The organism is Pseudomonas sp. S49, from assembly GCF_009866785.1.
In the GTDB taxonomy this organism is placed as follows: domain Bacteria; phylum Pseudomonadota; class Gammaproteobacteria; order Pseudomonadales; family Pseudomonadaceae; genus Aquipseudomonas.
In genome coordinates this window covers 4,467,503-4,482,558 of sequence record NZ_CP019432.1, presented here as the reverse complement: position 1 = coordinate 4,482,558, position 15,056 = coordinate 4,467,503, and the positions used below count along the sequence as shown (strand labels likewise).

Sequence of the window (15,056 nt, the reverse complement as noted above, 5' to 3'; positions counted from 1 at the left end):
AACTTCGCGTCCCCGAAGGACAGTGATTCAGCGATGAGGTTCGATCGCGGGTGTTCGGGGATGTGCAGACGACATCCTAACCTGTGGGAACAGAGACTCACCAATAAGCGGTCATGCACATCCCCCTGTGGGAGATTCTATGGTTGAGGGGAAGCCCTCAACTGACTTTTGTCTGATATTCGCTTTGCCCTTTCAGCAAGGCGAATACCACCCGAGCAAGTTTGCGAGCCAGCATCACCAACGCCTGCGTGGTGCTGAAACCCCGTGCTCTTTGGGCTTCGTAAAACCCTTTCCAGGCTATCGTACGGCTAGCCGACATCGCTGCGTTGTGCAAAAGTCGGCGGGCCTCGGGGTCTCCGCGCTTGGTCAAGCTGCGGCGACCGTCCTTTTGCCCTGATTTCGATACCCGTAAATCCATGCCCAGGAAGGCGATAAACGCATCCGCGTTGCTAAATTCCCCCCGCTGAAACGCCGTGAGCAGGCGCGCTCCGGTCAGAAATCCAATGCCCTCAACTTTCAGGCAACGCTTCAATTGGCCGAGCAAACCGGCTTGTTTGAGCTGATCGTTGATCGTCTTTTCGATCATCGTTTCAAGCCGCTGCATGGATTTTATTTGTTCAGCAAAAGCTGCCTTCAACAGCGGCTCATTCGACCAGCTCTGCACCAGGCCGACCCTTGCCTGGACCAAAGCCGCGCGGCGGCGGAAAAGGCTCAGGAGCTGGCGGTACAGCGGTGATGGCGGGGTCCAGGGGCGCAACTCCTCGGCTTCGTTCTTCAGGTAACGGGCCAGCAACTTGGCGTCCAAGGCGTCGGTTTTGGCGCGGATCTTCACGCCTTCGCGGTAATGTTTGAGTTCATAGCCGCCCACCATGTAAATCGTGCAACCGGCCGCATAGGCCAAATCAGCGAATTCCAGGTGGTAGATGTTGGTTGCCTCAATGGCAATAGACACGGGGCCGAGCAAGGCCTTCAGCCACTGCTTGATGGATGTTTTGGTGTTGGGAATCGCTTCAAGCAGATCGCTATCGGCCTGATAAATCACCAGTTCATTTTTGGCGACATCCACGCCAACGATCGGATTTGATAGAGCGACTGGCATTGCCACAGGATTTCCTCCGGGATAAGGTTTGAGCACTTGAAGGGCTCACCCAGAGGCGCAGGCTTGTTCCTATCGTCGGTCTAGCCAGATGCATTCTTTATCGGCGCTTGGGTGAAAGGAGGAGGGGCGAAATCTCCCACGGTCTGTGCTGCGTCAACAGTCAGAATCGAGCCTTGTCCCTCCTCCTCCCTTCAAGTCCTACCATACAAGCGAGCCTGCTCGCGAAGGCGGAGTGTCAGCTGAAAAATATATCGACTGACACACTGCATTCGCGAGCAGGCTCGCTCCCACAAGGGATTGCGTTTTACAGTGGCCTTCTTCGGTGACAGGGGCAAACACGGATGACTCAGTTCTACGATGCACGGGGCAATATTTATGGCGTGGTTTCTCCGCAAGCGCTGCGCTCAGAGGGCATTGCCTTGCCCGCCAGCGCCACCGAATGCGCCTCGTCGCGTCAGTCCTGGAGCGCAGCGGCAATCAAACTCTGCTGCGACTGGCCCGAAGGCCAACGTCCGGCGAACAGCAAATCCCACCGCAGCGATGGCCTGCTGATCGGCCCGTTCCAGACGTCGGCGCCGTTCGACGTATTGATCGTCAACACCGACGGCACGCTCGCCGAGCGCAGTGGCAATGGCCTGACGATTTTCTCGCAGGCACTGACCGAGCAAGGATTGATGCCGGAGGAGGGCGCCTTGTTACGCGTGCATCATGACAGGGGCAACGCGGTGGAAACCTCAGTAAAACCGGCTGTTGTCGAAGGCGTTCAAGGCTTCTGGCTCGATCTCGGCCAACCCGGTTTCGGGCCGGATGCCGTCGCTGCGCAGACGGTTCAGGGCATTGAGTTCAACACTCGAGACGTGAGCCACGTCCACCCCTTGGCACAACTTGATCCCGACTGGGCGCACAGCCAATTCGTACGCATTGGCAACCCGCATTGCGTCACGCTGCTCGGTGATGCAGCGGCGTTGCCAAGCAATGAACAGATGCGTGAATCGCCACTGAACGAAGGCCTGACCCAAATTGCCTACGCCACACCCGTCGGTGCCGGTGATCCATGCCCGGCAGGCGTCAATCTGCAATGGGTCGTGCTGGAGTCACCGCAGAGGGTCCTCGCCCGGGTGTTCGAGCGTGGCGAAGGGCCGACGGCCTCATCCGGCACCAGCGCCAGTGCCGTGGCATCGGCGGCGTGGCGGGTGGGTTGGGTTGTGGCCGGAGAAGTGCAGGTGGTCATGCCCGGCGGTACGGCGCCGATTTTGCTCGAAGCAGCAGACGGTGAATTGCTGAGGGTCAGATTGTTCGGTACGGCGCGGTTGATGGGCTGAATTCAAACACGCCATCGCTGGCAAGCCCGGCTCCCACAGGGTTTTGTGTTGAATACAAATATCATGTTCAAACACCGAACCCTGTGGGAGCGAGCCTGCTCGCGAAAGCGCTATGTCTGAGGCGGTGATGCCGGATCTGCCAACCTCTTCGCGAGCAGGCTCGCTCCCACATTGGATTTACGGGGCGCCTCTCAGCTCAGCTCACCACTGAATTCCACCACCGGCATCTGCCGCTTCATCAACACCTTGCCGCCGCGAATCGAATACAACGGCAAGCCCTGACTGCGGATCACCTCGTAATCGCTGTCCGCCGACAGAATCAACAGATTCGCCGGACGCCCCTGTTCCAGGCCATATCGCTCACCCAGGTGCATGGCTTTGGCGCTGTTATCCGTGACCAGATCCAGTGCACTTTGCAGGTTACGGTAACCGAGCATGTGGCAGATATGCAGTCCGGCTTCGAGCACCCGCAGGATGTTGCCGTTGCCCAGCGGATACCACGGATCGACAATGGAATCCTGACCGAAACACACGTTCATCCCGGCTTCGAGCAATTCATTCACGCGGGTCACGCCCCGGCGTTTCGGGAAGTTGTCGAAGCGCCCTTGCAAGTGAATGCTTTCGGTCGGGCAGGAGACAAAACTGATTCCGGAATGGCCGAGCAGACGAAACAGTTTCGCGCAGTAGGCGTTGTCGTAGGAGCCCATCGCCGTGGTGTGGCTGGCGGTGACGAGGGCGCCCATGTCGCGGCTGCGGGCCTCTTCGGCGAGCACTTCGAGAAAGCGCGAATGCGGGTCGTCGGTTTCATCACAGTGCACGTCGACCAGGCAACCGGTGCGCTCGGCCAGGTCCATCAGGAACTTCACCGAACTGACACCCTGATCGCGGGTGTACTCGAAATGCGGAATCCCGCCGACGACGTCCGCGCCCATGCGGATCGCTTCCTCCATCAACTCGCGGCCGTTGCGGAACGACTCGATGCCTTCCTGCGGGAACGCGACGATTTGCAGATCGATCAGGTGACGGCTTTCCTCGCGCACCTCGAGCATGGCTTTGAGTGCGGTGAGTTGCGGGTCGGTGACATCGACGTGGGTGCGCACGTGCTGGATGCCGTGGGCGGCCAGCGCCTGAATGGTTTTCTTCGCGCGGGTCTTGGTGTCTTCTTCGGTGATGGTGACCTTGCGCTCGCCCCAGCATTCGATGCCTTCGAACAGCGTGCCGCTCATGTTCCAGCGTGGCTCGCCGGCGGTGAGGGTGGCGTCGAGGTGGATGTGCGGTTCGACGAAGGGCGGCACCACCAGGTTGCCGCCGGCGTCGAGGTCATCCGGGCCGAGGGTGGGCGCTTCGGTCTGCCGGGCGATGCTGCGGATCAGGCCGTCTTCAAGGTGCAATTCGTGCAAACCGTCCTGGTTGCGCAAACGGGCGTTGATGATGTGCATCAGGCGAATCCTTTTTTATAAGTCTTGTAGTGGCGCGCTCGCGCTGCGAGCGCCGAGCACGCCGGTGACGATGACATACGTTAGCGCGGCAGCGGCGATCCCTACCAGTGGCGCGACCCACGGCGAGTTGAACGCGGCGACGGTGCCGACCGCATAGGCCCCGAGCCCCGGCCAGTTGAACGCCGGCAACCGTGCGTCGGCCAGACGCGGATAGTGCCCGCGCCAGCGGTAGAAAAAGTCCGCCATGATCACCCCGCCAATCGGTGGAATCACCGTGCCGAGCAGAATCAGATAGGGCACCAGCATGTCGTACATGCCCAGCAGCGCGAGCAGAGTGCCGATCACCGCACCGGCGAGGGTCACGGTTTTGCGTCGGCCGGTGCGCAGCAGGTTGCAACCAGCGACGGCGAAGTTGTAGATGGTGTTGTCCTGAGTGCTCCAGATGTTCAGCAACAGCATGGCCATCGCCGCCATGGCGAATCCTTGCAACAGCAGCACTTCAACCACGTCCGGTTGCTGATAGACGATGGCGCCGTACGCGCCGATCAACACCATCAGACCGTTGCCGATGAAAAATCCGATCAGGCTGGCCAGCACCGCGACCCGCGCCGAACGCGAGAAACGTGTCCAGTTGGTCGCCTGCGTGGCGCCGCTGACGAAGGTGCCGAACACCAGGGTGATTGCGGTCGACCAGTCCAGCGAACCGCTCGGCACCACGCTGAGCAAGCCTTCGAAACCACCGACTTTCACCGTCGCCACCCACATCGATAGCATCAGCAGCAACATCATCGCCGGCACGGCGATGTACGACAGAATCTCCAGTCCGCGATAGCCGACATAGGCCGTGGCGCAGAACACCAGACCGAACAACACCATCAGCCCGAGCACCGTGCCTTCGTCGAGATCGAAGTATTTGCCGAGCACCACCGCTGCAGTCGCGGTGCCCCAGGCGTACCAGCCGATCTGGGTGAAACCGAGGATCAGGTCGCTGAGCTTGCTGCCGACTTCGCCGAAACAGAAACGGCCCATCAACACCGAGTTGAGGCCGCTCTTGAAAGCGATGTAACCCAGGCCCGCCGCATACAGACCCAGCAACAGATTGCCGACGATGATCACCGCCATCATCTCGCCGAAGCTGAACGCCACACCGAGCTTGCCGCCGGCAAACATGGTCGCGGTGAAAAACGTGAAGCCCAGTAACACCATCGCCGTGGAGGCCAGGCCTTTGCGCGCATGCATGGGGACTTCGCTGAGGGGGTAATCGTTGCCGGGATCGTTCTGCGTCATGGGGCGGTCCTTGCTGGAAGAGAGGAGACGCGGGGGAGGGTTGCAGCGGTCGTGCCAAATGCCGTGTGGCGCGGGTTATGTATAGACGAGTCGCGCGGATTGGCGCGAAAGCGGTGCACCTGAATACACCCAAGCCCAATGTGGGAGCGAGCCTGCTCGCGAAGGCGTTCTGGTAGATCGTTCCCACGCTCTGCGTGGGAATGCAGCCCGGGACGCTCCGCGTCCCACTCCAAAGCCGAACGCGGAGCGTCCGTTGAGGCATTCCCACGCAGAGCGTGGGAACGATCAAGGTGAGAGAAATCGCATCAGGGCAGCGACGATGGCTTCGGGGGCGTCTTCCTGGACGAGGTGGCCGGCGTTGGCAATCGGGTGGAATTGTGATCCCGGGATCATTTGATGTAACGCTCGACCACGTTCGATGGGAATCCACTGATCGTCTTCGCCCCAGAGAATCTGTACCGGACAGCGGATCGTCGGGTACAAACTTTCGGCCTCACGGGTATAGCGCTCGTCCATCTGCGCAATCTGCCGATAGAACGCCGCTTGCCCGGGATCGCCGAGCCATGGCTGCACGTAGGGTGCGAGTTCGTCGTCGGGGATATCGCGGTGAATCGCCCCGCGAATATAGGTCGGCACGATGGCGCGCTGGATGTAGTCGGGCAGGCCGCTGAAGGCCGCTTCATGCTGACGCACATGCTGCACGAATGGCGAACCCCACGGCGTCAGCGCCACCGGGTCGATCAGGGTCAGGCTGCGGTAATCCTTGCCGTTGAGCAGATGCGCGCGCAGCACGGTGGCGCCGCCGAAGTCGTGGGCCACCACGTCCGGGCGTTGCAGATTCCAGTGATCGAGCAGTTGGGCCAACAGTTGGTTCTGCACACCGAGAGAGACGTCGGCGTCGGGTTGTTCGGAGCGTCCATAACCCAGCAGGTCGAAGTAATGCACGCGATGCGTGGCGAAAAAGTGCGGCGCGATCCGATGCCACACGTATGACGAAAACGGCGTGCCATGCACGAACACCAGCGGCGGGCCATCGCCGCGCACGGCGTAACGAATGTGGTGCCCGTTGAAGTCAAAGACCTGATCCAGCAGCCAGTCCGTCATGGGCCTGTCCTCTTGGCGGGTGGGAGCCAAAAAGCATAGGCGTAAAAAACAGCCGTGAAGGCTGTTCTCTGGCAAATCACTGTTTCCTTGTGGGAGCGAGCCTGCTCGCGAAGAGGGCGTATCAGTCGATATCAATGTCGGCTGACACACCGCTTTCGCGAGCAGGCTCGCTCCCACAGGGATAGTTGGGGTGTCAGAAGTTACTCACCGCGATAGATACAACCGCTGGTGCAGGTCTCGTGAATACGGATCGCGCTCAGTTCCGGCAGCAACGGCTTCATTTCATTCCAGATGAATTTGGCCAGTACTTCGCTGGTCGGGTTTTCCAGACCGGGAATGTCGTTCAGGTAGTTGTGATCGAGACGCTCGTACAGCGGCTTGAAAATCGCTTTGATTTCGGAGAAATCGCGGATCCAGCCGGTGTGCGGATCGAGGTCGCCGCTGAGGTGAAGCGCCACTTTGAACGAGTGACCGTGCAGACGCCCGCACTTGTGGCCGTCCGGGACGTGCGGCAGGCGGTGGGCGGATTCGAAGGTAAACTCTTTGAAGATTTCCACGGTATTTTTGGCTCTGTTCAGATGGCGTTCGCCGCAGCGATTCGGGCAGGCGGCGAGTTTACCAGCTTGTGTTTGGCCGTGCTGACTAAAGGGTCAGCAAGCGCTCGGCGAGGCGACCATTGGCAGTCAGTTCAAGGAATTCATCGCCAAGGCGACGGCTCTCGTCCATCGCCGCGTGCCAGTATTTCTGCCGGCCCGGCGCATCGCCCATGAAGCGTTTGAAGTCATTCCGGTCGGGCAGTTTGCCGTAGGGCAGGCGCGCCAGATATTCCTTCGATGGCGCGAGCAACAGCACGTCCTGCAAGCGTTCCACTGAGGCCTTGCGCCATGGCAGGGTCTTGTCGAACCAGCCCGGAATCACCCGATCGGTGAAGTGCGGATAGAGCACGATGCCGTCGCCGCTGTACGGCAGGTCGAGGTGATAATCGAGCAGACCGCCATCGCGGAACGTGCCGGCACCGGCGCCCGGCAGATCGCGCACGCCTTCCATGACCATCGGGATCGAACCCGAGGCGAGCAGGGCCTGGCGCAGGTTGCCGGTGTTCAGGGCGACGAAGCGCGACGGGAAATCGTTCAGCGCATTGACCGGCGGGGCGAGGCGCGGGTCGTGGATGATCAGGCGTTCGAAGTGCCGCGACAGCCGCGCGCGACCGCGCAAGTTGTCGGCAATCACCGAGCCCAGCGCCAGACCGAGGCGCCCGCGATGGTCATCGGCCAGACGCCCCTGACTTTTCACCACCATGATGTTCAAGCGGTAATGGGCGTTGTCGAGGATGCTCGCGTCGCGGTCGTCGAGCAGGTCGTTGAGCATGCGCTGCGAGCTCTGACTGATCTCGGCCATGGTCACGCCTTTGTTGAAGTTCTGCTCGGCGTACAGATGACCGAGACGGCGGATGCCTTCGGCGGCGTCCGGCAGGCAGGCACTGGCGAAGCGCCAGGAACCGACCGAGGCGCCGATCAGCGAGCGTTCACGCGGTGCGCTCGGCAGCCATTCGCCGAACAACGCCAGATCCAGCCCTTGAATCCCCAACGCCTTCGGCCCACCGGCGGCGCCGGGCAGGGTGCCGACGTCGGCAGCGTTCAGGCCTTGCGCACGAATACGCGCCATGGCGCGCGGGCCGGCCTTGAGGGTGAGGGCGGGGAATTTGATGTGGATGGCGGTCATACCGGTCTCGATCGTTAGCAAGCGAAGGATTATAGAACCACTGCGGCCATCTGTGGGAGCGAGCCTGCTCGCGAAGAGGGCGTGTCAGTCGATATCAATGCCGGCTGACACACCGCTTTCGCGAGCAGGCTCGCTCCCACAGGAGTTAATGTGTTGAGCTGGAGCAATGATGGCAATTCAGTTTCAGTTAAGTTCATCCCGCTAAGGTGCCCACCGTAAGCAACACATAAAAATACGGAGACTCCATGAAAACCCTGACTGCCCTGTCCATTGCCTCGATCATCGGCTGCACCGCCAGCCTCGCCCATGCCCGCGATCTCGGCCCTGACGAAGCCCTGCGTCTGCGCGACGCTGGTACTATCGTCTCCTTCGAGAAGCTCAACGCCGCCGCGCTGGCCAAACATCCGGGTTCGACGATCACCGACACCGAGCTGGAAGAGCAGTACGGCAAGTACATCTACCAGATCGAAATGCGCGATGCGCAGGGCGTCGATTGGGATCTGGAATTAGACGCGGTGACTGGGCAGGTTCTCAAGGATCATCAGGATAAGTAATGAAGGTTAATGTTCGCGCCACTAGCCGTACGGCATTGGCGCTGGTGATTTTCTGCTCGGCAGCAATGGCCCGCGACCTCGATCAGGACGAGGCCCTGAGTCTGCGGGAGAAGGGTGTGATCCTGCCGCTGGAGCAAGTGCTGCAGCAGGCGATGGATCGCTATCCCGGCGCAAAACTGCTGGAAGTCGAGCTGGAAGAAAAACACGACGTCTACATTTATGAAGTCGAGCTGCTGACCGTCGAAGGTGTCGCCCGTGAGCTGCACTTGAAGGCCGATACCGGCGAACTTGTGAAAGACAAGGAAGATTGATCGATGCGTTTGCTATTGGTGGAAGACCACGTACCGCTGGCCGACGAACTTCTCGCCGGCCTGCAACGCCAGGGTTACGCGGTGGATTGGCTGGCGGACGGTCGTGATGCGTTGTATCAGGGCAGCAGCGAGCCCTATGACCTGATCATTCTCGACCTCGGCCTGCCCGGTGTGCCGGGGCTTGAGGTGCTGGCGCAGTGGCGTGCCGGCGGCCTGGCGATTCCGGTGCTGATCCTCACGGCGCGCGATTCCTGGGCCGAGCGCATCGAAGGCCTGAAGGCCGGTGCCGATGATTACCTGACCAAACCGTTTCACCCCGAAGAGTTGCAGTTGCGCATTCAATCGCTGTTGCGCCGCTCCAAGGGCCAGTCCAATCAACCGACCTTGCAGGCTGCGGGGCTGCATCTGGATGAAGGCCGTCAGTGCGTGGTTCGCGATGGCGCCGACATTCAACTGACCGCCGCTGAATTCCGCCTGCTGCGCTATTTCATGCTGCACCCGGAACAGATCCTCTCCAAAAGCCACCTCGCCGAACACCTCTACGACGGTGAAACCGAACGTGACTCCAACGTCCTCGAAGTGCACGTCAATCACCTGCGCCGCAAGCTCGGCAAAAGCGTGATCGAAACCCGTCGCGGCCAGGGTTACCTGTTCGGCGGGCAAGCTTCGTGAGGTCAATCCAGCGCCGCTTGAGCCTGGGGTTGATCAGCGTCATGGTGATCGTCGGCGTGGTGCTGGCGCAAACCAGTCTGTGGTTGTTCGAAGTGGGTTTGCAGCGCTATCTCGAAGCGGGTCTGCGCAACGACAGCGAAAGTCTGCTGGTGGCATTGGTGCGCGGACCGCAAGGCTTGCAACTGGATGAGCGGCATCTGTCGCCGGCCTATCAGCGACCGTTTTCCGGGCATTATTTCCGTATCGATTTTGCCGACAGCCATTGGCGCTCGCGTTCGTTGTGGGATCAGGATCTGCCGTTGCTCGACCATCCCGGGCTGCACAGCAATCTGCAACTGGGCCCGGACGGTCAGCAGTTGCTGGTGCTGCGCTCGGATTATCGACGCTTGGGCCAGTCGATTTCGATCAGCGTCGCGCAGGATTACACGCCGGTGCGCGAGAGCTTTCAGCGCATGCGTCAGATCGGCCTCGGCCTCGGTTTGGCGGCATTGTTGTTGATTCTGTTCTTGCAGCGCTTGACCGTGCGCCGCGCGTTGAAACCGCTGGAAAGGGCTCGCGAACAGATCGCGCAGTTGCAGCAGGGCCAGCGTTCACAACTCGATGATCAGGTGCCGGTGGAGCTGGAACCGCTGGTGGCGCAGATCAACCATTTGCTGGCGCACACCGAAGACAGCCTCAAGCGCTCGCGCAATGCCTTGGGCAATCTCGGGCACGCGTTGAAAACGCCGCTGGCGGTGTTGTTGAGCCTGGCGTCCAGTGAAAAACTCGATGCTCATCCTGAGTTGCGCAAGGTGCTCAAGGAACAGCTGGAGCAGGTGCAGCAACGGCTCAATCGCGAACTGAACCGTGCGCGGCTGTCCGGGGATGCGTTGCCGGGCGCGCTGTTTGATTGCGACGCGGAACTGCCGGGGTTGCTCGCTACGTTGAACATGATTCACGGCGAGCATCTGGCGTTGAGTTATGTCGCGCCGGCGGGGTTGCAGTTGCCGTGGGATCGTGAGGATTTGCTCGAATTGCTCGGCAATCTTTTGGACAACGCCTGCAAATGGGCGGATGCCGAGGTGCGCCTGAGTGTGATCGAACGCACGGATGGCTTTGCCTTGAGCGTGGAAGATGACGGCCCGGGGATTCCCGAAGAACAGCGCGCTCAGGTATTCAGTCGTGGCACGCGGCTGGATGAACAGACTCACGGGCATGGCTTGGGATTGGGGATTGTGCGCGACATCGTCGACACTTGGGGCGGGTTGCTGGTGTTGGGCGAGAGTGAGTGGGGCGGGTTGAAGGTGGTGATCGAGTTGCCTCGGCGGTGAGCCTTCTAGAAGCCCCTCACCCTAGCCCTCTCCCGGAGGGAGAGGGGACTGACCGCGTTGTTTGGGAGAGGTACGCCGACGTGAGATACCGAGTCGAACTCACGCTTTGAAAGCATCCTCGTGATCTGAAATACCGAGCCGAACTCAGATTTTGAAAGCATCCTCGTGATCTGAAATGCTGAGCCGAACTCAGGTTTTGAAAGCATCATCGTGATCTGAAATATGGAGTCGAACTCAGGTTTTGAATGACATGGAGATCGGCTCCCTTTCCCCCTCGCCCCCCTTGGGGGGAGAGGGCTGGGGTGAGGGGGGAATCCAACTGACACCCCACAACCTTCGAATCACACCCGAAACTGATCCATCAAACTCTGCTGCTGATTCGCCAGACTATTGAGCGACTGACTCACCCGCGCCGACTCATTCGCCTGCCCGGACAGCGACTCGGTGACATCGCGAATCGTCGCCACGTTGTTGTTGATCTCCTCGGCCACCGCACTCTGCTCCTCAGCGGCGCTGGCAATCTGCAGGTTCATGTCGCTGATCACCGTCACCGCATCACCAATCTGACGCAGCGCAGTCACTGCCTGGCCAACCTGTTCAACGCTACCCTGAGCCTGACGATGGCTGTTGCCCATCGAACCGACCACATCCTGCGTACCGCTCTGCAACTGCTCAATCACCTGACGGGTTTCTTCCACCGACTCTTGCGTGCGGCGGGCGAGGTTGCGCACTTCGTCGGCGACCACGGCAAAACCACGGCCGGCCTCACCGGCACGGGCCGCTTCGATCGCGGCGTTGAGCGCCAGCAGGTTGGTCTGCTCGGCGATGGCGCGGATGGTTTCCAGCACCGCGCCGATTTTCTCGCTGTTGGCGGCGAGGCCTTCGACTTGCACCATGGCTGCGCTCATGTCGGCGGCGAGGGTGTCGATGCTGGCGGTAGTGCGGTCGATCACGGTCAGGCCCTGACGGGTAGCGCGATCAGCATCCTTGGCCGCTTCGGCAGCCTGTGCGGCGCTGCGGGCGACGTCTTGCGCGGTGGCGCTCATTTCGTGAGACGCGGTGGCGACCTGATCGACCTGACGGTATTGTTGTTCCATACCTGCGCTGGTCTGGGTCGCAATCGCTGAGGACTGGTCGGCGGTGTTGCGCGCATCCTGCACCGAACGCTTCACTTCGGCGATGATCGGCTGCAACTTGTCGAGGAACTTGTTGAACCAGCCGGCCAGTTGACCGAGTTCGTCCTTTTTGTCGTAGGCCAAGCGACGGGTCAGATCACCTTCGCCGCTGGCGATGTCTTCGAGCATGTGCGCCACGCCGAGGATCGGCTTGGTCACGCTGCGTGCCATCAGCCACACCAGCAGCAGGCCGATCAATGCGGCCAATACGCCCAGGCTCAATTCGATCAGCGTGCCGGAAGTGTTGCTGGCATCCAGTTGTTGCTTGAGCGCTTCGGCACGGCTGACCAGCACTTTCTCTGGCACATCGAGCAAGACGCCCCACGACGGGCCGCCGGGAATCGGCGGGAACGGCGACAGCACTTTCAACTGACCTTTGCTGTGCAGGCTGCTCACGCTGGAAGTGGACGCGAGTTTGCTCAGCAGTTCGGCGCCGCTGATCGTGTCCACGGCATCCAGACGCTGGCTGAGTTTGCCGGCATCCGGGCTGTAACCGGCGAGCAGGCCGGCGGGGCTGATAATGCTCACGGCGGTCTGGCCGTCATAGAGCTTCTTGCTCGCGCCTTGACTGATCGCTTGCAGGCTGTTGAGGTTGATGTCGACCGACAGCGAGGCGATGACTTTACCGTTGACCATCAGCGGGAAGACGATGCTGGTCATCAGCACCTTCTGCCCGTCGATCACATAGAAGTACGGTTCGATCACGCACGGCTTGAGCGTGGCGCGTGGGCAGGTGAACCAGGCGTTGGCCGCCTGACCGCTGGGGCCGGTGCTGGTGTCGGCCATGTCGCTTTCCGGCAGGGCCATCGAGGTGACTTTGCCTGGGGTCGGTTGCGACCAGTACAGGGCGAAGCGGCCCTTGTCGTTGCTGCCCAGTTCAGCCTGATCGGCGAACAGTTCATCCTTGCCGTCCAGTGCGTTGGCTTCGAACACCAGCGACAGGCCGAGCAGCTCCGGGTTGGCTTGCAACGCCGATTTGACCTGACGGGTCATGTCTTCACGCAGATCGAAAGCATCGAGAAAACGCTTCTCGGCCTGCTCGCGCAGGAACAAAACCTGGCGCGAGAAACCGTGGCCGTACTGATAGGCGTCCATGAACTGCTGGCGGATGCCGGCAGCCTGCACTTCGCCTTGCGACTCGATGCGCGCTTGCGCCGACTCGGTGAGCATTTCCATGCTCGAAGCTTTCACCAGTGCAGAACTGTGCTCCATGCGATACAGCGAAAGACCGACCAACAGGGTCACGATACCGGCCAGGCAGAGGCCGGCGAGCAGGGTGATTTTCCATTGGATGGAAAGTTGTCTGAGCGACATGGAGACGTCCTTATTCGATAAATATCTGAGACTTTGCACTGTAACGGCCGCGTTTCGGCATTCTTTATCCTTGAAACACAATATGACCAATTGCCGCATCCGGGGGCTGGAAACCCTGTTCTTGATCGTTCCCACGCGCAGCAAAGGAATGCAGCCCGAGACGCTCCGCGTCCCAAAGCGGACGCAGAGCGTCCATTGAGGCGTTACCACGCAGAGCGTGGGAACGATCACTGGAGGCGGTGTCGGCTTTGACAAGGGAAGTTCGCTGCGGCACAGTGCGCGCCCTTCTAATAAGACCCTCTTTGCAAATCCGCCAATCAAACGCTGGCGGACTCATCCTGTCTGGCGGTGTGTTTTCCACCGCAGTGTTTTTTGAGGTAGTGAAATGAATGCAGTCATAGCGGCAGTCGGCGTCATGCTGATTCTCAGCCTGTCCCGCGTGCACGTAGTGATCGCCTTGATCGTTGGCGCGCTGGTCGGCGGCCTGACCGGTGGTCTGGGCATCGAAGCCACGCTCAAGGCGTTCAATAGCGGCCTGGGCGGCGGGGCGACGGTGGCGTTGTCCTACGCGTTGCTCGGCGCGTTCGCCGTGGCGATTGCCAAGTCGGGCCTGGCCCACGCTCTGGCTGACAAGGCGCTGGCGATGGTTGATCGCCAGCATGCGACCGGCGGTGGCAGCGTCAAATGGCTGCTGATCGGCTTGCTGTGGGTCGTGGCGATCGCTTCGCAGAACATCCTGCCGATCCACATCGCGTTCATTCCGCTGCTGGTGCCGCCACTTCTCTATGTACTGACCAAGTTGCAACTCGACCGCCGCCTGATCGCCTGCGTCATGACCTTCGGTCTGATCACCCCGTACATGTTCCTCCCGGTGGGTTTCGGTAACATTTTTCTCAATGAGATTTTGTTGGCGAATGTTGCGCGCAGCGGCGTCGACATCAGCGGCATCAATGTCACCCACGCCATGGGCATTCCGGCGCTGGGCATGTTGGTGGGCCTGGGCATTGCGTTTATCAGTTATCGCAAAAAACGCGTTTACGACCTGGCGAAGATCGAGCAGGTTGAACAGGTGGCGGTGCAGTACAACCCGCTCAGCCTGATGATTGCCGGTGTGGCGATTGCCGCCGCGTTCATTATTCAGTTGTTGCTGGACTCGATGATTATCGGGGCGCTGGCTGGCTTCCTGATCTTCTCGGCGTCCGGCATCGTCAAGTGGCGTGAGACCGACGATCTGTTCACCGAAGGCATGAAGATGATGGCGATGATCGGCTTCATCATGATCGCGTCTTCCGGTTTCGGCGAAGTGATCAAGGCTACCGGCGAAGTGCAGACGCTGGTGCAAACGTCGGCGGCGTGGATCGATCACAGCAAGGGCATCGGTGCCTTGATGATGTTGCTGGTGGGGTTGCTGGTGACCATGGGCATTGGCTCATCCTTCTCGACCGTACCGATTCTGGCGGTGATTTTCGTGCCGCTGTGCGTGCAACTGGGCTTCAGCCCGATCGCTATCGTGTGCATCGTCGGTACCGCTGGTGCGCTGGGCGACGCCGGTTCGCCGGCCTCGGATTCGACTCTCGGTCCGACCTCCGGTCTGAACATCGACGGCCAGCATCACCACATCTGGGACACCGTGGTGCCGACGTTCCTGCACTACAACCTGCCGCTGCTGGCGTTCGGCTGGGTGGCCGCGATGGTCCTCTGAACCCCGCCGGTGATCGTTCCCACGCTCTGCGTGGGAATGCCTCTT

General features: G+C 60.6%; 13 protein-coding genes. 6 read left to right on the top strand and 7 right to left on the bottom strand.

What is annotated here, in order from left to right:
• Positions 1 to 157 precede the first annotated feature (157 nt).
• Positions 158 to 1,099, bottom strand: a complete 942-nt coding sequence (locus PspS49_RS19655; RefSeq protein WP_108227338.1) for a transposase — start codon at positions 1,097 to 1,099, stop codon at positions 158 to 160.
• 341 nt (positions 1,100 to 1,440) lie between these two features.
• Between PspS49_RS19655 and PspS49_RS19650 the strand changes: the two genes are divergently transcribed.
• Positions 1,441 to 2,421, top strand: a complete 981-nt coding sequence (locus PspS49_RS19650; RefSeq protein WP_160041123.1) for a diaminopimelate epimerase — start codon at positions 1,441 to 1,443, stop codon at positions 2,419 to 2,421.
• A gap of 191 nt (positions 2,422 to 2,612) precedes the next feature.
• Here PspS49_RS19650 and codA read toward each other — a convergent pair whose 3' ends face one another.
• From codA to PspS49_RS19625, 5 genes are all read right to left on the bottom strand, one after another.
• Entirely contained in the window at positions 2,613 to 3,860 is a 1,248-nt protein-coding gene (gene codA / locus PspS49_RS19645; protein WP_150751188.1) for a cytosine deaminase, read from the bottom strand.
• A 15-nt stretch (positions 3,861 to 3,875) separates the two neighbouring features.
• The gene (codB, locus tag PspS49_RS19640; RefSeq protein WP_150751187.1) at positions 3,876 to 5,147 is read right to left on the bottom strand and encodes a cytosine permease; all 1,272 of its coding nucleotides are present in this window, start codon (positions 5,145 to 5,147) and stop codon (positions 3,876 to 3,878) included.
• Positions 5,148 to 5,432: 285 nt separating this feature from the next.
• A complete protein-coding gene (locus PspS49_RS19635) occupies positions 5,433 to 6,251 on the bottom strand; it encodes an alpha/beta hydrolase (RefSeq protein WP_127929078.1) in 819 nt (272 codons plus the stop codon).
• Positions 6,252 to 6,451: 200 nt separating this feature from the next.
• On the bottom strand, positions 6,452 to 6,808 hold the full coding sequence (queD, locus tag PspS49_RS19630; protein WP_007915588.1) for a 6-carboxytetrahydropterin synthase QueD: 357 nt from the start codon (positions 6,806 to 6,808) through the stop codon (positions 6,452 to 6,454).
• Positions 6,809 to 6,893: 85 nt separating this feature from the next.
• Positions 6,894 to 7,973: a patatin-like phospholipase family protein gene (locus PspS49_RS19625; protein WP_160041121.1), complete on the bottom strand. Its 1,080-nt coding sequence runs from the start codon at positions 7,971 to 7,973 to the stop codon at positions 6,894 to 6,896.
• 245 nt (positions 7,974 to 8,218) lie between these two features.
• On the opposite strand from PspS49_RS19625, the gene PspS49_RS19620 reads away from it, so the two are divergent.
• From PspS49_RS19620 to PspS49_RS19605, 4 genes are read left to right on the top strand one after another with little or no spacing between them, the layout of a single operon-like run.
• Positions 8,219 to 8,527 carry a PepSY domain-containing protein gene (locus PspS49_RS19620; protein WP_127929076.1) on the top strand — a complete coding sequence of 103 codons (309 nt, stop codon included), beginning with the start codon at positions 8,219 to 8,221 and terminating at the stop codon, positions 8,525 to 8,527.
• Positions 8,527 to 8,838 carry a PepSY domain-containing protein gene (locus PspS49_RS19615; RefSeq protein ID WP_038362521.1) on the top strand — a complete coding sequence of 104 codons (312 nt, stop codon included), beginning with the start codon at positions 8,527 to 8,529 and terminating at the stop codon, positions 8,836 to 8,838. The genes PspS49_RS19620 and PspS49_RS19615 overlap by 1 nt, the downstream gene beginning before the upstream one ends.
• A 3-nt stretch (positions 8,839 to 8,841) precedes the next feature.
• Positions 8,842 to 9,510 (top strand): response regulator transcription factor, encoded by a 669-nt coding sequence (locus PspS49_RS19610; RefSeq protein ID WP_016986295.1) that lies wholly within the window; start codon positions 8,842 to 8,844, stop codon positions 9,508 to 9,510.
• Positions 9,507 to 10,820: a sensor histidine kinase gene (locus tag PspS49_RS19605; protein ID WP_127929075.1), complete on the top strand. Its 1,314-nt coding sequence runs from the start codon at positions 9,507 to 9,509 to the stop codon at positions 10,818 to 10,820. The genes PspS49_RS19610 and PspS49_RS19605 overlap by 4 nt, the downstream gene beginning before the upstream one ends.
• A 341-nt stretch (positions 10,821 to 11,161) precedes the next feature.
• Here the strand turns inward: PspS49_RS19605 and PspS49_RS19600 are convergent, their stop codons facing one another.
• Positions 11,162 to 13,309 carry a methyl-accepting chemotaxis protein gene (locus PspS49_RS19600; RefSeq protein ID WP_160041119.1) on the bottom strand — a complete coding sequence of 716 codons (2,148 nt, stop codon included), beginning with the start codon at positions 13,307 to 13,309 and terminating at the stop codon, positions 11,162 to 11,164.
• A gap of 385 nt (positions 13,310 to 13,694) precedes the next feature.
• Here PspS49_RS19600 and PspS49_RS19595 point away from each other — a divergent pair, with 385 nt between their 5' ends.
• On the top strand, positions 13,695 to 15,011 hold the full coding sequence (locus PspS49_RS19595; protein ID WP_150776636.1) for a Na+/H+ antiporter NhaC family protein: 1,317 nt from the start codon (positions 13,695 to 13,697) through the stop codon (positions 15,009 to 15,011).
• Positions 15,012 to 15,056: the final 45 nt, after the last annotated feature.